Origin of the sequence: Neoaquamicrobium sediminum, from assembly GCF_040970315.1 — a bacterium.
Lineage (GTDB): Bacteria > Pseudomonadota > Alphaproteobacteria > Rhizobiales > Rhizobiaceae > Aerobium > Aerobium sediminum.
Map to the genome: position 1 here is coordinate 198,447 of NZ_JAZHFV010000003.1, position 21,647 is coordinate 220,093.

Genomic DNA, 21,647 nt, shown 5'->3' on the forward strand with positions numbered 1-21,647 from the left:
CGACCGGACGATGAAGCGTGGACCGCGGCGCCGCTGCCCTTGCAGTTTCCGACAGCCATGATGTATGCCGGACCAATCCTTGGGCCGCGCGGGCATGGCAGGCAGGAAACGAATGGCGACACCCACCGGCGGCGAAACCCGCCCCGCACCGATCGTTGACCAGAGCACACGCCCCGGCGCGATAACCCGCCTGCTCATCTTCATCGTGGTGCTGATCTTTTCAGCGCTGGTCTTCACGATCTTCCGCGATCGGCTCGGCGACCCGTTTCTTCTGGGCCTGCTCGGCGTGCTGGCGATGATTGGAATCGGTTTCCTGTTCACGGCGGCGATTGGCTTCATCCACGTCGCGCCGCGCTCGACCGCCGACGAATTGTCTCGCGCGTTTGTCGACACGATGGGGCAGGGGCTGATCGTAGCCGACATCAAGGGCAGGGTGATCTACGCCAACCGCGCCTATGCCGACATGACCGGCGCGACCTCGGCGGCCGACGTGCGCACAATCGAGGGGCTCCTCTCCGACAGCCCCGAGGCCTCGCCCACCGTCTACAGGCTTGCAGCCGGGCTTCGCGACGGCATTGCAGGTGATGGCGAATTCCGGCTGAACAGCTCGGTGCGGCCCGGCGCCGAACCCGGCGCGCGCTGGTACCGCCTGCGCGCACGCACTTTCAAGGTTCCGGGCTACCGCCAGCCTCTGTCGGCGTGGCAGATCGCGGATATTTCAGCGGAGCGGGCCGAGCAGGAGCGCTTCTTCCTCGACCTGCAGAAGGCGATCGACCATCTCGACCATGCACCGGCAGGCTTCTTTGCCGCCGATGCCTCGGGGCGCGTCACCTATATCAACGCGACGCTCGCCGAGTGGCTGGGCATCGATCTCGCCAGCTTCACGCCAGGCGGGACCACGCTCTCGCAGATCGTGGCCGGCGATGGCATGGCGCTGATCAATTCGGTCAAGGCCGACCCCGGCTCGACGCGTAATGCGGTGATCGATCTCGATCTGTCGACCGTTTCGGGCGCCGCGGTGCCGGTCCGTTTCATGCACCGCGTGACCGCCAGCCGTGAAGGCGCTCCAGGCCCGTCGCGCACGATCGTGCTCAACCGCAACCAGGGCGAGGATGCGTCCGCGGACCTGCGCGCCTCCGAGGTGCGTTTCACGCGGTTCTTCAACTCGACGCCGATGGCGATCGCAGGTGTGGATGGCGACGGCAGGATCCTGCGCACCAATGCGCCTTTCCTATCGCTGTTCGCGACGGTTGTGGACCGCGACATGCTTGACCGGCGCATCAAGCTTGAAACGGTCATCCATCCGCGCGACCGCGCAGCCTTCGAGATCGCTCTGGCAAGCGCCCGCGCGCACCAGGCGGATATCGCGCCCATCGACACCGTGCTGCCGGAAAATGAGGACCGGCATATCCGTTTCTATGTGAGCGCCGTCGCCGATGCCGGCTCGGGCGAGGGCGCCGAGGAAGCGGCGATCGTCTACGCCGTCGAAACCACGGAACAGAAGGCGCTCGAGGCGCAGATGGCGCAGAGCCAGAAGATGCAGGCGGTGGGGCAGCTTGCCGGTGGCATCGCGCACGATTTCAACAACGTGCTGACCGCGATCATCATGGCGTCGGACCTGCTCCTGGCCAATCACCGGCCTTCGGACCAGTCCTTCCCCGACATCATGAACATCAAGCAGAACGCCAATCGTGCCGCCTCCCTGGTGCGGCAGCTTCTGGCGTTCTCGCGCAAGCAGACGATGCGTCCCGAAGTGCTGAACCTGACCGACGTGCTGGCCGATCTGCGCATGCTCCTGTCGCGTCTTGCCGGACCCGACATCAAGCTGACGATCGATCATGGTCGCGACCTCTGGCCTGTGAAGGCGGATATCGGCCAGTTCGAGCAAGTGATCGTGAACCTGACAGTAAACGCGCGCGACGCGATGCCGGATGGCGGCGAGCTTGCCGTGCGGACGCGCAACGTGCTGGAAGCCGAATGCAGGTCTTTCGGCTATCGCGAGCTCGCGCCGGCCGACTATGTGCTGGTCGAGGTTGAGGACAGCGGAACCGGTATTCCGGCGGATGTGCTGGCCAAGGTGTTCGAGCCGTTCTTCACCACCAAGGAAGTCGGCAAGGGCACCGGTCTCGGCCTGTCGATGGTCTATGGCATCATCAAGCAGACCGGCGGCTTCATCTTCTGCTCGTCGGAACCGGGCGACGGCGCGACGTTCCGTATCTTCCTGCCGCGCCACGTGGCCGAGGCCCGACCGGAGCCGGGCACGCAGACCGAAGGCACGGCGGTCGAAACGGGACAGCCGATCGCGGAAAAGGCCGCCTCCAGCCAGGACCTTTCGGGCACGGCCACGGTGCTCCTGGTCGAGGACGAAGACGCGGTGCGTATGGGCGGTGTCCGAGCGCTGTCGTCGCGCGGCTATACGGTGCACGAGGCCTCGTCGGGCGTCGAGGCACTTGAAATCTTCGAAGAGCTGGAAGGTGCCGTCGACATTGTCGTGTCGGACGTCGTCATGCCGGAGATGGATGGACCGACGCTTCTCGGCGAGCTCTTGAAGCGCCAGCCGGACATCAAGTTCATCTTCGTGTCGGGCTATGCCGAGGACGCCTTCGCCAAGAACCTGCCCCAGGAGGCAAAGTTCGGATTCCTGCCGAAACCGTTTACGCTCAAGCAGTTGGCGACCACCGTTAAGGACATGCTCGACTCCTGATGCATCGCATTTGAATCAAACTGACACGGCGTCATAAACCGCGTGGCGAGATGAATGCGCTAGACCTGCTGCCGGGACATTTCGGACGCAGCGGGGACGCAGATGATCGTCGGTGGATTTTCTTATGTCGGGACGCTCGCACGGCCCGCCCACGCGATCGTGGCATCGCAGCCCCCGGCCGAGCGGCAGGGCGATCAGTCGAAAGCCCAATCCATCGAAGCCGCAGGTGAGCCCACATATTTCCGCTCCATCTCGGCGATCAGCCCGGGATCGCTCGCGGGCGTCTATCAATCGATGCGGGCACAGGAAGCGTCATCGGGCTTCGATGCCGGCGGCATTGAACCCGTCAGGGCCGAAGCTGCCGCAGCAATCCTCTCCGGCGCCGGAATTCCGGCTGCTATGACTGCTTATGGAGAGGTTATGGAGGCAGAAGGCGAGTGACGGGAAATGCTGTTGCTCTCATGCAACAGACGCGGGCCGTCACTTTTCCGCCCTATCTCGCCCAACTGTTGGCCACGTTTGACACGCACTGACTGAACCTCGGCGCTTAATCGCGCGGCAACAACAAGCAACGTCTCAGGTTCCGTCTTATGTGTGTCAACAACGATCCGAAGGGTACCACGCCCGGTCGCCTTTCCCGCCGCTTCTTCATTGCCTCGATGCCGCTTTTCCTGGCGGCATGCACCAAGACCGGGGCTGTGCTGGAGTCGGTCACGCCGGCAGGTCCCGACCCGTATTATGTCGCCATGTATGGCGCGAAGCCAGAAGAGCAGTTTCCGCTGCCCGCCACCGACATCCGCAAGGTGGAGGAACGCTTCTTCCGTCAGCAGGTCGATTATCATCGCTCGGAACCGGCGGGAACGATCGTCATCGATACGGCAAACCGCTTCCTCTACCTCGTGCAGGAAGGCGGCAAGGCGATGCGCTACGGCATCGGCGTCGGCAAGGCCGGCCTTGAGTTCGAGGGCACGGCACGCGTAGCCCGCAAGGCACAGTGGCCGCGCTGGACTCCCACCCAAAGCATGATCGCGCGCGAACCCGATCGCTATGCGCAATATGCCGGCGGCATGGAGCCGGGGCTTACCAATCCGCTGGGCCCGCGCGCGCTCTACCTGTTCCAGGGCAACCAGGATACGCTTTATCGTATCCACGGCACCTCCGAGCCGTGGTCGATCGGCCTCGCCGTCTCGTCGGGCTGTATCCGCCTGTTCAACCAGGACATCATCGATCTCTACAATCGCATCCCCGTGGATACGGTCGTCGTCGTGCTTCAGAACGAGCCGTTGATGTATCCCCAGCGGCAGGTGCCGGAATGGGTGGCGAGGCAGATCAACCCCCGCCAGCCGGCCGTACAGCCTGCGAGCGAAGCCGCGTCTTTGCCGCAGGGACAAGCCGGCGCCGGGCAGCCGCGCCGTCCGGCAATGGACATCTGAGGCATCCGAAGGAGGCTCAGCTTTCGTCCGAGCGCGGTGGCCGGCCCCGGCTGCCACGGCCAAAGGTGTAGCCGGTTTCCACGGCCTTGCCGCCGAACTTCGCACGCAGGGCGTCGATAGCGCCTTCGGCCATCGCACGCTTTCTCGATCCGACATCGACCAGATCGGGCGGGTCGGCCCGTCCGTCATCGCTCAAATCGCTGACGCCGATACCGATCAGCCGGTAGCGTGTGCCGTCGGCCTCCCGGCGCAGCAGGTCCAGCCCGGTCGAAAAGATGCGGTCGGCGAGCCGCGTCGCATCCGGTAGCTGTCGGTTGCGCGTCCTGATGCGGAAATCGGCGCTCTTCAGCTTGAGTACTACGGTGCGGCCGGCGATGCCGGATTTCTTCAGCCGCGCGGAGACCTTCTCCGACAGCGCCCGCAGGATCGGCACAAGGTCCTCGAAGGTCGCAAGATCCGTGTCGAACGTCGTTTCGGCCGACACGCTCTTGGCGTCATGGTCGGCATGGACCTGCCGGTCGTCCATGCCACGCGACAGCCGGTAGAGCCGCATGCCCATGCTGCCATAGCGGCGCATCAGCTCGTCCTGCTCCATCGTCTGTAGCTGACCGATGGTGCGGATGCCGTCCTGCGCAAGCGTGGCGGCGAAGGCCTTGCCCACGCCCCAGATGAGCGTAACCGGCTGGCCCGCCAGGAACGAGACGGCCTCCGCTTCACCGATAACGGAGAAACCCCGCGGCTTGGCGAAATCGGATGCGACCTTTGCCAGGAACTTGCAGTAGGACAGCCCGACCGAAACTGTGATGCCGATTTCCGCCTCGACCTGTCTGGCGAACGAGGCGAGTACTAAAGCGGGCGGGCGGCCGTGCAGTTTCTGCGTGCCCGCGAGATCGAGAAACGCCTCGTCTATGGAGATCGGCTCGACCAGCGGCGTCAGCGCCTGCATCATCGCGCGCACCTGCCGCCCGACGGTGACGTATTTCTCCATGTCCGGCTTGATGACAATCGCGTCCGGACAGGCTTCCAGTGCCTTGAACATCGGCATCGCGGACCGCACGCCACGAATGCGGGCGATGTAGCACGCGGTGGAAACCACGCCGCGCTTTCCGCCACCGATGATGACGGGCTTGTCGCGCAGCTCGGGACGGTCGCGTTTCTCTACGGCCGCGTAGAACGCATCGCAGTCGATATGCGCAAGCGACAGTGAATAGAGCTCGCCATGATGGACAACGCGCGGCGATCCGCAGGCTTCGCAGCGCCTGCGGGCAACCTTCTGCGGCGCGAGGCAATCGCGGCAGAAGCCGTGCTCGGGGTCGTTGACAGCGGCTGGCATCGATGCGAACATAACAAGAACAATCGCAATCTTAATCCATGTGCGGCGTCGCAACAAGGCGGTGGCGCGAAGGTATTTTCTGGAGGGGACGATGGCCGGATTGCAGGCAGGAGAACCGGAAATCGTGCCGCTGACACCGGAACGCTGGCCGCTTTTCGAAGACCTCTTCGGTAAGCAGGGCGCGTGCTACGGGTGCTGGTGCACACATTTTCGGCTGCGTCCGGCAATCCGGCGCGAGAACGACCGCCAGCGCAACAAGGACTTTATCCATGCGCGTATCGAGGCAGGGCCGCCGCCGGGTCTTCTGGCTATCGACGGTGGTCAGGCCATAGGCTGGATGCAGATCGGCCCCCGTGCAGACGTTCCGGAGTGGAACAACGCCGGCAGGGTGTCAGCACCCGTCGATCCGGGCGATGCAGCCGACGCCTCGGTATGGGCAATTTCCTGTTTCTTCATACGCACGAAAGCACGCGGGAAGGGACTGTCCCACCGGCTGGTTGCTGCCGGCATCGATTTCGCGACACGCTCCGGTGCGCGATGGCTCGAAGCATGCCCGATCGACCAGTCGCGCGATTCGCGCTCGATCGGACTGTTCGTCGGCTCGACGCGTGTCTTCGAGAAAGCAGGGTTTTCGGAAGTGGCGGTGCGCAAGCCCGGCCGGCCGCTGATGCGGATCGAACTCGCCGGAGTTTGAAGGGCCTGGGTGCCCGGCGACAATCAGAGGCCGAGCGCGTCTGCAATCCGTCCGCCGGCTTCCGGCCAGTCTTCCACGACAAGGATATCGTCGGTTACCGGCGGAAGCAGCGCACGCAGTGAGTTGTCGGCCATCAGATGGAACAGATGCGCATCGGGTACGAACTGCCGTGCCGAAACGAGGTTGTGCGGCATGTCGTCGACGAACGCCACCGGTCGCTCGCTCTCGCCACGCAAGCGCAGGATCGCCGGCCCCTTGGCCATCTCCGTGGTCAGAAGCGGGTAGGGCAGGCCCAGTTCGTCGAGGTGCTTTCGCCGCACGTCGCGATGGCGGTGCGGCATGGCGGTCAGGAGCACGATCTCCGCGTCGCGGGAGATCGTATCGAGCGCATCGGCAGCACCCTCGGTCAACGTTTGCCACAACGCCTGGCTGTCGAAGAAATTGCCCAGCAATTCGCTTACCTGGCGCTGCTCGGCAGCCACACCGGTTTCCAGATGGAAGACATTGCCGGTCAGCCGGAAGCTACCCATGTCCAGCCGGTAGCCTTGTTCGCTCAGGTAACGCGGGAACGGTCTGATGAATTCGAGCAGCACATCATCGACATCCAGAACCAGAAGCGGTCGGTCGTCATGCGACAGTTCCTCGATCTGGCGCAGTGTTTCCGGGTCAATACTGCTCATGTCGAGGCCTCGAAGTGGTCGTCGCCGAAGGGAAGGGCACGCAGGGCCGCCGACACACGTGTGGGCTCGGTGGCAGTCGCTTCACAAAATGCGGTGAGCGTCGGCTCGTGGGCCAGTATGAATTGCAGGACGCCCGCCAGAAAGCCGGGTTCGCCCGCGGCCTGGCGTATTTGCGATGCCTCGATGCCGGAAAGCGCGAGGAGCCGGGGCAGCAAGGCCGGGTCTGCAGCGACGAAGCCGAGAGCGGAAATAGCCAGCGCCTCGGCCTGGCTTGCATCCATTCGTTCAAAACGGGAGACTGGTGGTCTGGACATGAAGCAGGCTGTAACGCAACCGGGCGGTTTGCTGCAAGCAGGCGCTGCAACTGGGTTTTCCTTTCGTCAATCAAATTGCGTTAGGCTATCCGTCAGAGTCGTTGTTTCATGCAGCGAACGAGGGCGGGCTGCGTTAACGAAGCCATGCGGGCAGGGCTGATATGTCGAAGAAGGTGATGATCGTCGAGGACAACGAGCTGAACATGAAGCTCTTCCGCGACCTCATCGAAGCAAGCGGATACGAGACGGTGCGCACCCGCAACGGGCTCGAGGCGCTGGATCTGGCGCGTGCGCACAAACCCGATCTCATCCTCATGGACATTCAGCTTCCCGAGGTTTCGGGACTGGAAGTGACAAAATGGCTGAAGGAAGATGACGAGTTGCATCGAATCCCGGTCATTGCCGTCACCGCTTTCGCGATGAAAGGCGATGAGGAGCGCATTCGCCAGGGCGGGTGCGAGGCCTACATTTCCAAGCCCATCAGCGTTGGCAAGTTCATCGAAACCATCAAATCCTATCTGGGCGACGCCTGATGACCGCGAGAATACTTGTCGTCGATGACGTCCCGGCCAATGTGAAGCTCCTGGAAGCGCGTCTGCTGGCCGAGTACTTCGAGGTACTGGTCGCACACAATGGCGCCGAGGCGCTTGAAATCTGCGAAAACAGCAAGGTCGACGTCGTCCTTCTCGACGTGATGATGCCGGACATGGATGGTTTCGAGGTCTGCCGCCGGCTCAAGGCCGACCCGGCAACGCATCACGTTCCGGTTGTCATGGTGACCGCTCTGGATCAGGTGTCGGACCGTGTGCGCGGCCTGGAGGCCGGCGCCGACGATTTCCTGACGAAGCCGGTGAACGATCTGCAACTGATGACGCGGGTGAAGAGCCTCGTGAGGTTGAAGACCCTCACAGACGAATTGCGCCTGCGCGCCGCGACGACCCGAAACATCGGCATCGAGGAGCTGCTGAGCCGCCGTGACATCGCCGCCGATGGCGAGGCGAACGTGCTCCTGGTGGAGACGCGTAAGACGGCTGGCGAGCGCATTGCCAGGATGCTGCGCGGCCGATGCACGCTGTCCATTGCCGACGATCCGCAGGCTGCCTTTTTCCAGGCCGCCGAGGGCGGCTTCGACTGCGTGATCATTTCGACGGACCTGGCGGGCTACGATCCGCTTCGGCTCTGCTCGCAGCTTCGTACGCTGGATCGCACGCGCTTCGTCCCGATCATGCTGCTCGCTGACGGAGGCGAGGAGGAGCGGCTGGTGCGCGCGCTCGAACTTGGCGTCAACGATTACCTTGTTCGCCCCATCGACCAGCACGAGCTGATCGCCAGGCTGGCCACGCAGGTCAAGCGCAGGCGCTACAACGATCACCTGCGGGCGAGCGTGGCCGAGACGATCGAGATGGCGGTGACGGATGGCCTGACCGGCCTGCACAACCGGCGCTATCTGGACAGCCACCTTGCGACGCTGTTCGACCGTGCGCGCAGCCGCCGCCGGCCGCTGTCGATGATGATCGCCGACATCGACCGCTTCAAGTCGATCAACGACACCTGGGGCCACGACGTCGGTGACGAGGTCTTGCGCGAATTCGCGAGCCGGCTTCGAAAGAACGTACGCGGCATCGATCTCGCCTGCCGGATGGGCGGTGAGGAATTCGTCATCGTCATGCCGGATACGGATGGCGTGGTCGCGGAGAAGGTGGCCGAACGGATACGAGCCCAGATAGAGCAGACCGCATTCTCGATCGGTGCCGACGGAAAGACGATCCCCGTCACTGTCAGCGTCGGTGTCTCCGCAATGGCAACGACCGCTCCCGATACTGTCGAGGCGATGATGAAGCGTGCGGATGTGGCGCTCTACGAAGCCAAGAACGGCGGGCGCAATCGCGTGGTGGCTGCCGCGGCATAACTTGCCGGATAAAGAAGCCGGGAACGAATCGCTCGGTGATGGCTCCCAAAAATTTACCGTAATCAATAACAGTCTGCGGCGATAGTTAAGAAACTATTGCTTTCTTTGGCCTGTTGAGCGAGTGTCACCTTGGGTAAGGCGGACGGGCAGAGGGCTGTCCGCTTACGCCCAGCAAACACCCCATGATGCTCAGGTCCGCCGCATCTCCTGGGTCCGTGGGGTCGGCCGGCCGGCGCTGGCGACAAGTGGCCTCCTCGTACCGCTGCCAGCTGCCGACCGGCCCCCTTTTCTCAACAAAACTGCTTCGAGAAATACGACCGGCTCTGCAACGCGTTAGAGCCGTTGGATGCCGACACGTGCGGATACTTGTCTGTCGGATGGCGGAAGTCGCAAACAAAAAAGCCGCCCGGAGGGCGGCTTTTTTCTGTCGTCCGAAAGCGCGAGATTACTTGATCTTCGCTTCCTTGAAATCGACGTGCTTCTTGGCGATCGGGTCATACTTACGCTTGGTCATCTTCTCCGTCATCGTCCGGCTGTTCTTGCTGGTGACGTAGAAGAAGCCGGTGTCGGCGGTCGACAGAAGCTTGATCTTGATGGTCGTAGCCTTGGCCATTTTTCCAGTCCGCTATCCTAAGGGTGGGGTCGCCGCATCGATACGGGCGGCAGCCCGGTTGCGGAAAACTCGCGCGGACACATAAAGAACACTGGCGGAAAGTCAAGCCCGATCAGGCGGAAGGCGCGCGTACGGCAAGCCTGAAAGCGGCAAGCGCGAGATAAAGCGAGAAGAACAGCGCGATCGACCACGCAAATCCGTCAGGTCCGGCAATGTCCATCCCGATGCCGATCGCCTGCGGGCCGATGAGCATACCGATGCCGTAGCAGAGCACGAACGCCGCGTTGGCTGACGCAAGGTCGCGGCCTGAGAGACGCGCGCCCAGATGCGCAAGCCCGATCGTGTAGAGGCCGGCCACGACGCCGCCCCACAGAAACAGGATTGCGGCGCTGGCATGCCAGTTACCGGACACCGAGGGCAGTGCCAGCACGCCGACCAGACCCACCAGAGCGCAGATCACCAGCAGATGCCTGCGGTCGCGCATGCGGTCGCTGAGAAGCCCCAGCGGCATTTGCAGCACGACGTTGCCGAGACCCACCGCGGTCAGCAGCAGCGCGGCATCCGCCTCGGAATAGCCGATGCGCGACCCGTAGACGGGAAACAGCGCAAAACCGCCGGTTTCGACCGCCCCGAAGACCAGCACGGCGGCTGTGGCCATCGGCACCATCCAGATATAGCGGGCAAAGCCACTGGCGACCTGGGTTGCCGGACCGGACAGGCGCGGACTTTCCCGCCAGGCGCTTGCGACAGGCAGCGCTGCCAGCATCACCAGCGCGAAGGTTATGCCGAACGGCGCAAATCCGCTCGATCCGACGAGCGAGAAGAGGAATGGTCCGAATGCAAAACCGAGCGACAGCACCGTTGCATACAGTCCAAGCACGAGCCCGCGGCGGTGAGGCGGTGCCGATGTGGAAATCCAGAACTCCGACAGGATGAAAAGAACCGTCAGCGCGAAGTGCAGGACGGCCCGCAGCGGGAACCACATCCAGAAGGCCGGCGCAAAATAGAAGCCCACGAAAGCCAGCCCTCCGGCCACGATCATGCCCAGCATCGTCGGCACCACGCCGAAGCGGATCGCGAGCGGCGTCGCGAAGGGAGCTGCGAGAATCGAGGCGATACCGGCTACAGCCGTGTTTGCGCCGATCATCGTCGCCGAATAGCCGCGTGATTCGAGGATGACTGACAGCAGCGGCACACCGAGACCAATGGCGATGCCGACGACGCTGATCGACGCGATCGCCGCGCCTATCGAGAGCCATCGCATAGCGACTTCGGGCTCATGCTGCGGAGCGGCCGGCGCAGTCGCCATGGGGGTCACCTGCGATTGTGGGAGGGGTCAGAGGACGTCGCGGCAGAAGCGGTTGTGACGCATGTAGTAGAACGGCGCCGGACAGCCGGGTGACAGCTCGGGGTCTTCCTTCAACTGCGCTTCGAGATCGCCCAGCACGGTGCGGGTGATCGCGGGAATGTCTGCTTCCTTGGCCTGGCTGATAGGCAGCCACACGATTTCTTCCAGTTCGTTTGTCGGGCCGCCATCCGGCAGCTCGACCGCCACATCGTCCTTGAAGGCGGCCAGAAAACGCGTGTCGAAGCGACGGACGCGGCCGGGGGGCGTGATGGCACGTGCGATGAAGCGAAGCCTGTCGAGCGACGGGCAGACACTGTTTTCCGCAAAACCGGCCCAGTCGGCCTTGCCGGTCTCGAAGGCGCCCTTGCGGCCGATCAGAAGGCCGGCTTCCTCGTATGTCTCGCGCAGCGCCGACATGGCGATCGCGCGCGCCCGAGCCACTGTGGTACGGGCGTTGACAAGTTTGCTCTCGACATCGGGGTGAAGGCCGGCAGCCACGGGAATGCGGCTGTCGGCGGGATCGGTGCGGCCGCCAGGAAACACAAACTTGCCGGGCATGAAGGCGTGGCGCATATGGCGCCGGCCCATGAGCACGCGCACGTCACGCCCGTCCCGGTCGAGCAGGATCAGCGTCGCAGCATCACGCGGCCGCTTGGGGCCCGCGCCGAGCGCGAAATCCTTGTTCTCGACCTTGTCGACTTCAGCGCGCGTCATGCCTTCCATGGCCCGACCCTCTCTCACCACGTCTTCAGAGTTCCGGATGCGTTTCCAGCGCGTCTGGACGGCCGGAGAAGCCGTGCATGCGCAGGGCCCACTGCAACCCGACAACCGCGCCCTTGACGGGCTGAAGCAGCGCAATGGTGGAAATGAGCGTCAGCGGCGTCCAGATCGCCAGGTGCTGCCAGGTCGAAAGCTCGACCATGCGCTCGACACCCATGAATGCACCAACGACGATATGGCCGACGATGAAGATCACCAGATAGGCCGGCAGGTCGTCGGCGCGGTGATGATGATACTCTTCGCCACAGGCATCGCAGCTGTCGGCAACTTTCAGGAAGCGACCGAAGAGACGACCTTCACCGCAATGCGGGCAGCGGCCCATGAAACCGCGCGCCATGGCGCGCATGAGCTGGCGGTCGTTCGTCGCGGCGCGGCCAAAAACCTGCTGTTCCATCATCGTCTCCTTGCGCGGCCACGGCTCTGCGTGCGGCGCGATTGCGACTTGCCACGGCGCGCCTTGTGGAAGGATTGCTTCGAACCGGGCAGGGGCTTCGGCTCGCTCAGCATCTCGAAGCGCATCGAGCCTGCCAGCGGCGTCACTTCCACCAGTTTCACCTCCACCGAGTCGGCGAGCTGGTAGCCCTTGCCCGAGCGTTCACCGAAAAGCGCGCGCGCGGCTTCATCAAACATATAGTAGTCGTCACCCAGTGACGACACCGGGATAAAGCCGTCGGCACCGTATTGCGGCAACTGGACAAATAGTCCCGCCTTGGTGACGCCGGAGATGCGGCCGTGAAACGCCTCCTCGACGCGCGTGGCGAGATGGGCCGCAATCAGCCGGTCCACCGTTTCGCGTTCTGCCGCCATGGCGCGGCGTTCGGTTGCCGAAATCAGCGCTGAAATCTCCTCCAGACGCTCTTCCTCGCCCTTGGAAATGCCTTCCTTGCCAAGGCCCAGCGCACCGATCAGGGCGCGATGCACGATCAGATCGGCATAGCGGCGGATCGGCGAAGTGAAGTGGGCATAACGGCGCAGATTGAGGCCGAAATGACCGATATTCTCCGGCGCGTAGACGGCCTGGCTCTGTGTGCGCAGCACCACTTCGTTGACCAGAGCTTCCTGATCGGAGCCCGACACCCGCGACAATATGCCGTTGAAGGAAGACGGCTTCATCTGCGCGCCGTGTGCCAGCGAGAGCCCGATCGTCTGCAGGAACTCACGCAGCGATTCCTGCTTGGCGAGCGACGGTGCGTCGTGGATGCGATAGATGAGCGGTTGGCGCTTCGCTTCCAGCGTCTCGGCTGCCGCCACGTTCGCCTGGATCATGAATTCTTCGATCAGCTTGTGGGCATCCAGCCGGTCTGGCACGATCACGCGATCGACGGTTCCGTCTTCCTTGAGCAGGATCTTGCGCTCCGGCAGGTCGAGCTCCAGCGGCGCGCGCTCGTTGCGGCCACGCCGCAGGGCAGTATAGGCGTCCCAAAGCGGACGCAGCACCGTTTCCAGCAAAGGCGCCGTCTTGTCGTCGGTTGTGCCGTCGATGGCGGCCTGCGCCTGCGTATAGGCGAGCTTCGCGACCGAGCGCATCATGACGCGGTGAAAACTGTGCCGGACTTTGCGCCCTTCGGCGGAAAACGTCATCCGCACGGCGAGGGCAGGGCGATCTTCGCCTTCCCGCAGGGAGCAGAGATCGTTCGAGATGCGTTCGGGCAGCATCGGCACGACCCGGTCCGGAAAATAGACGGAGTTGCCGCGCTTCAGCGCCTCGCGGTCGAGCGCCGAGCCAACCGTGATGTAGGCTGCGACATCGGCGATCGCGACGGTGACGATATGCCCGCCCAGGTTCTTCTCGTCCGTATCGGGCTCGGCATGAACCGCGTCGTCGTGATCCTTGGCATCGGCGGGGTCGATGGTGAGAAGCGGCAGGGATCGGAAATCCTCGCGGCCCTGGAGCGTCGCTGGCCTGGCGGCTTCCGCCTCTTCAAGCACTTCTGGCGGGAAGATGTGGGGAATGTCGTGCGCGTGGATGGCGATCATCGAGACCGCCTTCTCGCTTTCCAGCGAGCCGAGCACGGTCAGTACTTTGGCCTTCGGCAGTCCGTAACGGCCGCTCGAAACCTGCTCTACCTCCACGAGGTCGCCGTTCTTTGCGTTGGCGGCATAATCGGGATCGACGATGAGCTCAGCCTGGCGCCGTTCGACCGGCTCGATACGGAACGTGCCGTCGCGCAGCGTACGGAAGACACCAAGAACGGCTTCGCGCCGCTTCTCGAACACCTTCATCACACGGCCGGTGTAGGCCGGGCCGCCTGCCTCCTCGGCAGGGAAAACCTTGGCCAGCACACGTTCGCCAACGCCCGGCACGCGCGCTTTGTCGGCGCGGCGTGGGCGGATCGAAACGGTCGGGGCCGCGCCGTTTTCCTCCGGCCACTCGGTCGGGCGTGCCAGAAGCAGGCCGTCGGCATCGCGCGAGAAGATGTCGAGCACCACGACATGCGGCAGCGCGCCGGGGCGGGTAAAGCGCTTGGCCCGCTTTTCCAGGAGACCCTCGTCCTGCAATTCGCCCAGCAGGTCCTTCAACCAGACACGATCCGGGCCCTTGAGGCCGAACGCGCGCGCAAGCTCACGCTTGCCGGCCTGATCGGGGTTTTCCTTGATGAAACGGAGGATGTCCTCACGCGAGGGGCGAAAGCTGCGCGAAGCGTCACCGCCCCTGCTGCCGGGAATGCGCTTCGCCAAGTCGCCTTATTCCTCTTTCTTCGCGGACTTCTTGGCCGCAGGCTTCTTCTTCGCTGCCGGCTTCTTCGCAGCCGCCTTCTTACCAGACGCCTTTTTCGTGCCGCCGCCCTTGGCCGCGATCAGCTCCAGCGCCTCCTCGACAGTGACCGAGGTCGGTTCCTTGCCCTTGGGCAGCGTCGCGTTGACCTTGCCCCAGTTGACATAGGGGCCATAGCGTCCGTCACGCACGGTGATCGGCCCGCCGTCGGGATGATCGCCGAGTTCCTTCAGCGCGGCGGGCGTCGCGCGACCCTTGCCGTTGGCGAATTTCGACTTCTTCTCGGCAATGACCGTCACGGCGCGGTTGAGGCCGATCGAGAAGACGTCCTCGATCGATTCGAGATTGGCATAGGTGCCGTCGTGCAGCACGAACGGGCCGTAGCGACCGAGGCCTGCCGAGATCATCTTGCCGCTCTCCGGATGCTGGCCGACGTCGCGCGGCAGTGAAAGCAGCGCCAGCGCCTTTTCGTGATCCATCGTGTCCGGCGTCCAGCCCTTGGGCAGGCTGGAGCGCTTGGCCTCCTTGCCTTCGCCGCGCTGGACGTAGGGGCCGAAGCGGCCGTTCTTCAATACGATTTCTTCGTTGGTGTAGGGGTCCTTGCCGAGCAGCCGGTCGCCGCCATCACCACCCTCGCCATTACCGTTGGCTGCTTCGCCCAGCTGGCGCGTGTAGCCGCATTCCGGGTAGTTGGAGCAGCCGACGAAGGCGCCGAACTTGCCAAGCTTGAGCGACAGGTTGCCGGTGCCGCATTTCGGGCAGATGCGCGGATTTGAGCCGTCTTCGCGCTCCGGGAACACCAGCGGTGCCAGTTCTTCGTTGAGCGCGTCCAGCACCTCTGTGACGCGCAGTTCCTTGATCTCGTCGACGTGACCGGAAAAATCCTTCCAGAAGTCACGCAAAACGTCCTTCCAGGATAGCTTGCCGTCGGAAATCTCGTCCAGCTTCTCCTCGAGCGCGGCGGTGAAGTCGTACTCCACATAGCGCTCGAAGAAGTTTTCCAGAAAAGCCGTGACCAGGCGTCCCTTGGCCTGCGGCATGAGCCGGCGCTTTTCGATGGCCACGTAGTCGCGGTCTTCGAGGGTCTTCAGCGTGGCCGCATAGGTTGAAGGCCGGCCAATGCCGAGCTCTTCCATCTTCTTGATGAGAGAAGCCTCAGAATAGCGCGGCGGCGGTTCGGTCGTGTGCTGGGTCACCGTCACCGATTTGCGCGACAGCGTCTCGCCCGGCTTGATCTCGGGCAGTCGGCGCGCGTCCTCGTCCTCGGCGTCTTCGTCCTTCTGCTCGGTATAGGCCGCCAGGAACCCGTCGAAGCGGATCACCGAGCCGATGGCGCGCAGATTGGCCGTGCGGGAGCCGTTCGATGCCTCGATCTCGACCGTAGTGCGCTCGATCTCGGCTGGCTGCATCTGGCTGCCCATTGCCCGCTTCCAGATGATTTCATAAAGCCGCGCCTGGTCCGGCTCGAGATATTTGCGAACCTCGGCGGGCGAGCGGCGGAAGTCGGTGGGGCGTACCGCCTCGTGCGCTTCTTGGGCGTTCTTGGCCTTCGTGGAATAGATCCGCGGCTTTTCGGGCAGGTATTTCTCGCCGTATTCCGCGCCAATCATGGAACGTGCGGCGTCGATGGCCTCAGGCGCCATCTGCACGCCGTCGGTACGCATGTAGGTGATGAGACCGGTGGTTTCGCCGCCGATCTCGACGCCTTCATAGAGCCGCTGCGCCACCTGCATGGTGCGCGATGCCGAGAAGCCAAGCTGCGAAGATGCGGCCTGCTGCAGGGTGGACGTCGTGAAGGGCGGTGCCGGGTTGCGACGGGTCGGCTTGGCCTCGACGGAAAGCGCCTTGAAGGCCGCACCTTCCAGCATGGCCTTGATGTCGGCTGCCTGTTCCGCGCTCTTGATGTCGAGCTTCTGGAGCTTCTTGCCTTCGAACGCGGTCAGGCGCGCCTCGAAATCCTCCAGCCGGGGCGTCGCGAGCAGCGCGGCTATCTGCCAGTAGTCCTCGCGCACGAAGCGCTCGATTTCGGCCTCTCGGTCGCAGACGAGACGCAGCGCGACCGACTGGACGCGGCCGGCGGAACGTGCGCCCGGCAGCTTGCGCCACAGGACGGGCGACAGCGTAAAACCGACGAGATAATCGAGAGCCCGGCGCGCCAGATAGGCGTCGACCAGCGGCGCGTCGATCTCGCGTGGGTTCGCCATCGCGTCGAGCACCGACTTCTTGGTGATCGCATTGAAAACCACACGGCTGACCGGCTTGTCCTTCAGCGCCTTCTTTTGCCGAAGCACCTCAAGCACATGCCACGAAATGGCTTCGCCCTCGCGATCCGGGTCGGTTGCGAGGATGAGACCGTCGGCCTCCTTCATCGCCTTGGCGATGTCGCCAAGCCGCTTGGAAGAGGGGCCATCCACCTCCCACGACATGGAAAAGTCGTCGTCAGGCCGCACGGAACCGTCTTTGGCGGGGAGGTCCCGGACATGGCCGAACGAGGCCAGAACCTTGTAGTTCGAGCCCAGATATTTGTTGATTGTCTTGGCCTTTGCAGGCGATTCGACGACGACGACGTCCATGTGCTGGCGTATTTCCCCAAGGCGCGGATAGCTCCCGCGCCGCTCTAACAACTGAAAAAACAGCCCGTCACATGGCCGTGCTTTGCTGTCCGGTCAAGGCCCTTGGGGCATTTCACCAAATGGCTGGACCGAAATACAACCAGAAAATGCAACGCGACCAGTTGCAATTTTAGATAAATTGAATAGCCTCTAATTAACGCAAGGGTTGCTTTGACGAAATCATGCAACCGCGTAGCCACGGGCTGCGGCAGGCTCTGGCAAATGTGCGAAACGGGGTAGCAGATGCAACAGCAACTCAACCGACGACGTACCGATACGCTGGACTATATGCAGTCCATGCTCGGCCAGATGCGAACGATGGCGCAGGCCGAACGCTGTGACATGCTGGCCTATCTGATAGAGATGGCCTACGTGGAAGTCAGCGACATCATCCGCGGCGATCGTCCCTTACGGGTCGGCGGCGAGCAGCGAAACCCAGCCACCGCCGTGCCTTTCGATCCTGCCCGCAAGGTCAAGTTCCAGTAGGATGAGAAACACCTGCGCCGGGTGAAGCCCCGTGTGATGAATGATCTCGTCTATCGGCGTCGGCACCGGTCCAAGAGCTTCCATGAGGCGCGCACGGTCGCTGTCGTCTGGCGGGGGCGTGGAGAAGTCTGGCGGCTCCTCGAGCGGGGACACCGGCGAGATGGACGGTGATCCGGCCAGCGGCGCCAGAACGTCCAGCACGTCGCGCGCCTCGGTGACGATCGACGCGCCGTCCTTGAGCAACCCGTTGGCCCCGGCCGCGCGCGGATCGAGCGGCGAACCGGGAACGGCGAAGACGATGCGGCCCATTTCGCCCGCCAGCCTGGCGGAGATGAGCGAGCCGGATCTCAACGCGGCTTCCACCACAACCAATCCGAGACCAAGACCCGCGACCAGCCTGTTCCGTCGCGGAAAGTCGCGGGCGCGCGGCTCCCAGCCGAAGGGCATTTCCGTTATCAGCAGTCCGCGCTCGCCGATCTCGGCGGCAAGGCCGACATTTTCCGGCGGGTAGGGCTTGTCGAGTCCGCCGGCGAGCACGGCGATGGTGCCGGTGCCAAGGCTGCCGGTATGGGCGGCGGCATCGATTCCGCGCGCCAGTCCGGACACGATCGCGTAGCCCTCGCGCCCGATCTCGCCGGAAAGCATGCGCGCCATCCGCACGCCCGCTGCGGAAGCGTTGCGTGCACCGACGATGGAGATGGCAGGCATATGGCCAACCGCTGTGTCTCCCTTCACCGCGATGATCGGTGGCGGCAGGTCCATCCGGCGCAGCATCGGCGGATAGTCGGCCTCGCCGACTGCAACGAACCTGGCGCCGTATCGCTGTGCGGCCTCCAGTTCGGCTTCAGCTTCCCGTTCGGATGGAATGCGTGATTGTCGCTTCGCACCGCCGCGCGACGCAAGTTCCGGCAGCATGGCGATTGCCGCCTCGGCCGATCCGAAACGATTGATGAGATCGCGAAAGGAGGCCGGCCCGACGTTCTCGGTGCGAATCAGGCGAAGCCAGTGGAGCCGCTGCCGGTCGGAAAGCCTGGGGCCAGCCGACGGCGCGTGGTTCATCCCTTGGCCCCGATCTTCGATTCCGTGCCGGCAAGCAATCTTGAAATGTTGGCGCGGTGCTTGATGAAGACCAGCACGCTCATGAGGGCAACGGCGGCTGCATAAGCGGGCAGGCCAAGCAGGTAGAACGCGACCGGCGAGACGACGGCGGCGACAAGCGCGGCAAGCGACGAATAGCGCGACAGGAATGCGACCGCGAGCCATGCAGCGGCGAAAGCCAGCGCGCCTTGCCAGGCAAAGGCGATCAGCACGCCGAGATAGGTCGCGACACCCTTGCCACCCTTGAAGCCGAGCCATGCCGGAAAGAGATGGCCGAGAAAGGCGCCGATGCCGGCGGCTATTCCGGGTTCCAGCCCCCAGCGCGCCGCAATAAGGACTGCAACCGTGCCCTTGAGCGCATCGAGGAGCAGGGTCAGCGCCGCCAGCTTCTTGTTGCCGGTACGAAGCACATTGGTCGCGCCGATATTGCCGGAGCCGATCTTGCGCACGTCGCCCAGGCCGGCGGCGCGCGTGATCAGCAGTCCGAACGGGATCGACCCGAGCAGATAGCCGAATGCGAGCGCGATGATGACGGGCGTCAAGGCCAAGGTTCCCCCTCCCGGCAAGATGTCAGTTCAAAGCCGATGGACTGTGCGGCCAGCAACGAGCGTTTGCAAGACCCTGCCTTGAAGGCGCGCGCCTTCGAAGCAGGTGTTCTTCGACCGCGACCGGATGTCCTGCTCGCGAACCAGCCACGGCTCGTCCAGATCGACCACGATAAGGTCGGCCGGTACGCCCGGCGCAAGCGTGCCGCCCGGCAGGCCGAAGCGTTTGGCGGGTGCAGTCGAAATCGCATCGACGAGGCGCATCAGCGGCACGTCACCGTTGTGATGCAGCCTCAGCGCTGCCGCCAGCAGCGTCTCGAGCCCGATCGCGCCGGAAGCCGCATCCGCAAAGGGCAGGCGTTTGGTGTCGACGTCCTGCGGGTCGTGCGACGACACCAGAATGTCCACCGTGCCGTCGCGCAGCGCCTCCACCATGGCGAGCCGGTCTTCCTCGGCGCGCAGCGGGGGGGACAGCCGGAAGAAGGTGCGATATTCGCCGACGTCGTGCTCATTGAGCGACAGGCTGGCTATGGATGCGCCGGCCGTCACCGCCGCGCCGTCATCCTTGGCACGTGCGATCGCCGCCGCCGACATCGCCGTCGAAATCTTGGCTGCGTGATAGTTGCTGCGCGTCAGTCGTGCGAGCATGAGGTCGCGCTCGAGCGGGATCGCCTCGGCCTCGCGGGGAATGCCGGCCAGGCCCAGCCAGCTCGCAAACAGCCCTTCGTTCATCACGCCGGCGGCCGCCAGATCGGGATCCTGCGTTTCGTGGTCGATAACCGCGCCGAAATCACGCGCATAGGTCAGCGCGCGGCGCATCACGAGCGAATTGGCGATTGTGTGCCGGCCTTCGGTGAAGGCGACGGCGCCGGCCTCGCGCAGCAGGCCAAACTCGGTCATTTCCCGGCCCTTGAGGCCGCGTGTGACGGCGGCGGCCGGAAAGACGTTGACGATCGCCGTGTCGCGGGCCGTGCGTAGAACGAACTCGACCAGCGCCACGTCGTCTATGACTGGATCGGTGTCCGGCATCATGACGATGGAGGTAACGCCGCCTGCCGCCGCTGCCACACTCGCAGAAGCTATGGTCTCGCGATGCTCACCACCCGGCTCTCCGATGTGGACGCGTGCGTCGACGAGGCCCGGCAGGATCGTCTTGCCGGCGCAATCGACAACTTCCGCGCCCTCGGGCGTTCCCTGGTTCAGCGCCGAGGCACCGGCGGCCTTGATCGTGCTGCCGTCAACGATGACGGTGCCGGTTTCGTCCAGACTGCGAGAGGGATCGACGATGCGGGCGTTGTGAAAGACCGTGACGCTCATGCCGCTTGCCCTTCCGGGTTGCGGCGCGGGTCGAGCAGCGCCTCCATCACCGCCATGCGCACGGCGACACCCATCTCCACCTGTTCCTGGATGACGCTCTGCGGTCCGTCGGCGATTTCGGAGGCGATCTCGACGCCGCGGTTCATCGGGCCGGGATGCATGACCAGCGCATCGTCTTTTGCCGCCTTGAGCTTCTCGGCGTCGAGCCCGAAATAGCGGAAATATTCGCGCACCGACGGCACGAATGCGCCCTCCATGCGCTCGCGCTGAAGCCGCAGCATCATCACGACATCCGCGCCGGCAAGACCTTCCTTCATCGTGGTGAAGACCTCGACGCCCATCTCGCCGATGCCCGCGGGCAGTAGCGTCGAGGGCGCGACGACGCGCACGCGCGCACCGAGAGCGTTGAGAAGAAGAATGTTGGAGCGTGCAACGCGCGAATGGCGAACGTCGCCGCAGATCGCCACGGTCAGCCGCGCGATCTTGCCGCGCGCCCGGCGGATCGTCAGCGCGTCGAGCAGCGCCTGCGTCGGGTGTTCGTGTGCGCCGTCGCCCGCATTGACCACGGAGCAGCCGACCTTTTGCGCCAGCAATGCCGCAGCGCCCGCCGAAGCGTGGCGGATGATGAGGATGTCCGGCCGCATGGCGTTGAGCGTCATCGCGGTGTCGATGAGCGTTTCGCCCTTCTTCACTGACGACGAGGACACCGACATGTTCATCACGTCGGCGCCGAGCCTCTTGCCGGCCAGTTCGAAAGACGACTGGGTGCGGGTCGAGGCTTCGTAGAAGAGGTTGATCTGGGTCCGTCCGCGCAGCGTCGACGTCTTCTTTTCCGACTGACGCGAAATCGCGACGGCTTCGTCGGCGCGATCGAGCAGTAATTCAATATCGGAAGGAGACAGGTCCTTGACGCCGAGCAGGTGGCGGTGCGGGAAAAGCGGGAAGGCGGCGCGCTCGGTCATATCAAAGCCGTGCTATAGGCAAGGGTGGGCGACGCCGCAAGCGCGCTTGCGCGCATCCACCGGAATTTCCTCGCAACCATAGGTACTTTGCCTGTAACTGTGA

The 21,647-nt window shown here is 63.9% G+C and carries 20 protein-coding genes; 7 read left to right on the forward strand and 13 right to left on the reverse strand.

All coding sequences use genetic code 11. The annotated features are described in order from the left end of the window. The first annotated feature begins 112 nt into the window (after window positions 1-112). The 3 genes from cckA to V1479_RS11520 all read left to right on the forward strand — a co-directional run bounded on the left by cckA (window position 113) and on the right by V1479_RS11520 (window position 4,137). The gene (gene cckA, locus V1479_RS11510; RefSeq protein WP_368803010.1) at window positions 113-2,704 is read left to right on the forward strand and encodes a cell cycle histidine kinase CckA; all 2,592 of its coding nucleotides are present in this window, start codon (window positions 113-115) and stop codon (window positions 2,702-2,704) included. A 102-nt stretch (window positions 2,705-2,806) separates the two neighbouring features. Beyond that, a complete protein-coding gene (locus V1479_RS11515; protein WP_368803011.1) occupies window positions 2,807-3,145 on the forward strand; it encodes a hypothetical protein in 339 nt (112 codons plus the stop codon). Between the two features lie 218 nt (window positions 3,146-3,363). Beyond that, window positions 3,364-4,137 carry a L,D-transpeptidase gene (locus V1479_RS11520; protein WP_368803283.1) on the forward strand — a complete coding sequence of 258 codons (774 nt, stop codon included), beginning with the start codon at window positions 3,364-3,366 and terminating at the stop codon, window positions 4,135-4,137. A 16-nt stretch (window positions 4,138-4,153) separates the two neighbouring features. Here V1479_RS11520 and V1479_RS11525 read toward each other — a convergent pair whose 3' ends face one another. Continuing rightward, window positions 4,154-5,482 carry a DNA polymerase IV gene (locus V1479_RS11525; protein WP_368803012.1) on the reverse strand — a complete coding sequence of 443 codons (1,329 nt, stop codon included), beginning with the start codon at window positions 5,480-5,482 and terminating at the stop codon, window positions 4,154-4,156. Between the two features lie 79 nt (window positions 5,483-5,561). Between V1479_RS11525 and V1479_RS11530 the strand changes: the two genes are divergently transcribed. Continuing rightward, a complete protein-coding gene (locus tag V1479_RS11530) occupies window positions 5,562-6,164 on the forward strand; it encodes a GNAT family N-acetyltransferase (RefSeq protein WP_368803013.1) in 603 nt (200 codons plus the stop codon). A gap of 23 nt (window positions 6,165-6,187) precedes the next feature. On the opposite strand, the gene V1479_RS11535 is transcribed toward V1479_RS11530, so the two are convergent. Next, window positions 6,188-6,844, reverse strand: coding sequence for a hypothetical protein (locus V1479_RS11535; protein WP_368803014.1), 657 nt, complete (start codon window positions 6,842-6,844; stop codon window positions 6,188-6,190). Next, window positions 6,841-7,125, reverse strand: coding sequence for a DUF3572 domain-containing protein (locus V1479_RS11540; protein WP_368803015.1), 285 nt, complete (start codon window positions 7,123-7,125; stop codon window positions 6,841-6,843). Before V1479_RS11540 ends, V1479_RS11535 begins: the two co-directional genes overlap by 4 nt. A 194-nt stretch (window positions 7,126-7,319) precedes the next feature. On the opposite strand from V1479_RS11540, the gene V1479_RS11545 reads away from it, so the two are divergent. Together V1479_RS11545 and V1479_RS11550 are read left to right on the forward strand one after the other, a co-directional pair. Continuing rightward, window positions 7,320-7,691 (forward strand): response regulator, encoded by a 372-nt coding sequence (locus tag V1479_RS11545; RefSeq protein WP_173191340.1) that lies wholly within the window; start codon window positions 7,320-7,322, stop codon window positions 7,689-7,691. Beyond that, the gene (locus tag V1479_RS11550) at window positions 7,691-9,067 is read left to right on the forward strand and encodes a PleD family two-component system response regulator (protein ID WP_368803016.1); all 1,377 of its coding nucleotides are present in this window, start codon (window positions 7,691-7,693) and stop codon (window positions 9,065-9,067) included. Before V1479_RS11545 ends, V1479_RS11550 begins: the two co-directional genes overlap by 1 nt. Window positions 9,068-9,512: 445 nt before the next feature. Here V1479_RS11550 and rpmG read toward each other — a convergent pair whose 3' ends face one another. The 6 genes from rpmG to topA all read right to left on the reverse strand — a co-directional run bounded on the left by rpmG (window position 9,513) and on the right by topA (window position 17,097). Beyond that, complete coding sequence (gene rpmG, locus V1479_RS11555; protein ID WP_173191344.1) at window positions 9,513-9,680, reverse strand: 50S ribosomal protein L33; 168 nt, start codon at window positions 9,678-9,680, stop codon at window positions 9,513-9,515. A gap of 112 nt (window positions 9,681-9,792) precedes the next feature. Next, complete coding sequence (locus V1479_RS11560) at window positions 9,793-10,989, reverse strand: MFS transporter (RefSeq protein WP_368803017.1); 1,197 nt, start codon at window positions 10,987-10,989, stop codon at window positions 9,793-9,795. Window positions 10,990-11,016: 27 nt separating this feature from the next. Continuing rightward, entirely contained in the window at window positions 11,017-11,751 is a 735-nt protein-coding gene (locus tag V1479_RS11565; protein WP_368803018.1) for an NUDIX hydrolase, read from the reverse strand. Window positions 11,752-11,776: 25 nt separating this feature from the next. Next, window positions 11,777-12,202, reverse strand: coding sequence for a DUF983 domain-containing protein (locus tag V1479_RS11570; protein ID WP_368803019.1), 426 nt, complete (start codon window positions 12,200-12,202; stop codon window positions 11,777-11,779). Beyond that, window positions 12,202-14,487: a ribonuclease R gene (gene rnr / locus V1479_RS11575; RefSeq protein WP_368803020.1), complete on the reverse strand. Its 2,286-nt coding sequence runs from the start codon at window positions 14,485-14,487 to the stop codon at window positions 12,202-12,204. The genes V1479_RS11570 and rnr overlap by 1 nt, the downstream gene beginning before the upstream one ends. Before the next feature lie 6 nt (window positions 14,488-14,493). Then, on the reverse strand, window positions 14,494-17,097 hold the full coding sequence (topA, locus tag V1479_RS11580; protein ID WP_368803021.1) for a type I DNA topoisomerase: 2,604 nt from the start codon (window positions 17,095-17,097) through the stop codon (window positions 14,494-14,496). A gap of 282 nt (window positions 17,098-17,379) precedes the next feature. On the opposite strand from topA, the gene V1479_RS11585 reads away from it, so the two are divergent. Next, on the forward strand, window positions 17,380-17,622 hold the full coding sequence (locus V1479_RS11585) for a hypothetical protein (RefSeq protein ID WP_368803022.1): 243 nt from the start codon (window positions 17,380-17,382) through the stop codon (window positions 17,620-17,622). Here V1479_RS11585 and dprA read toward each other — a convergent pair. The 4 genes from dprA to V1479_RS11605 are packed head-to-tail and all read right to left on the reverse strand — an operon-like array spanning window position 17,545 to window position 21,544. Then, complete coding sequence (dprA, locus tag V1479_RS11590) at window positions 17,545-18,681, reverse strand: DNA-processing protein DprA (RefSeq protein WP_368803023.1); 1,137 nt, start codon at window positions 18,679-18,681, stop codon at window positions 17,545-17,547. The genes V1479_RS11585 and dprA overlap by 78 nt on opposite strands. Continuing rightward, on the reverse strand, window positions 18,678-19,268 hold the full coding sequence (gene plsY, locus V1479_RS11595) for a glycerol-3-phosphate 1-O-acyltransferase PlsY (protein ID WP_368803024.1): 591 nt from the start codon (window positions 19,266-19,268) through the stop codon (window positions 18,678-18,680). The genes dprA and plsY overlap by 4 nt, the downstream gene beginning before the upstream one ends. Window positions 19,269-19,295: 27 nt before the next feature. After that, window positions 19,296-20,582, reverse strand: a complete 1,287-nt coding sequence (locus V1479_RS11600; RefSeq protein ID WP_368803025.1) for a dihydroorotase — start codon at window positions 20,580-20,582, stop codon at window positions 19,296-19,298. Beyond that, window positions 20,579-21,544, reverse strand: a complete 966-nt coding sequence (locus V1479_RS11605) for an aspartate carbamoyltransferase catalytic subunit (protein ID WP_368803026.1) — start codon at window positions 21,542-21,544, stop codon at window positions 20,579-20,581. Before V1479_RS11605 ends, V1479_RS11600 begins: the two co-directional genes overlap by 4 nt. Window positions 21,545-21,647: the final 103 nt, after the last annotated feature.